The 405-nt window shown below is 41.2% G+C and carries 1 pseudogene; it reads left to right on the forward strand.

Annotated elements, in window-relative coordinates:
- A pseudogene (locus FC20_RS09740) lies at positions 1–405 on the forward strand (DNA-directed RNA polymerase subunit beta'); the annotation flags it as partial.

The following is a 405-nucleotide window of genomic DNA, read 5'->3' on the forward strand; positions in this document are numbered from 1 at the left end:
CAAAGATACAAACGAAGTCTTAATGGCTTATCAAACCGGTCATGTGCATTTACACAGTCGGATTGGATTATCAATTGCAGATATGGACAATCGCCCATTCCCTGACGAACAACGTCACAAGATTATGGTAACGAGTGTTGGTAAGGTGATGTTCAACGAAATCATGCCAACTGGCTTCCCATATTTGAATGAACCGACAACCGATAACTTGATGAACGGTGTGCCAGACAAATACTTTATCGACAACGGTGAAGATATTCATGACTACCTCTCAAGTGCCCCAGTGATCTTACCATTTAAGAAAGGCTTCTTAAGTGATATCATCGCGCAAGTCTTCAAGGTATATAAGGTTCAACGGACATCTGACTTATTGGATGATATGAAGACCTTAGGTTACGTTCAAGC

It is taken from the genome of Lactobacillus equicursoris DSM 19284 = JCM 14600 = CIP 110162 (assembly GCF_001434815.1).
Classification (GTDB): domain Bacteria; phylum Bacillota; class Bacilli; order Lactobacillales; family Lactobacillaceae; genus Lactobacillus; species Lactobacillus equicursoris.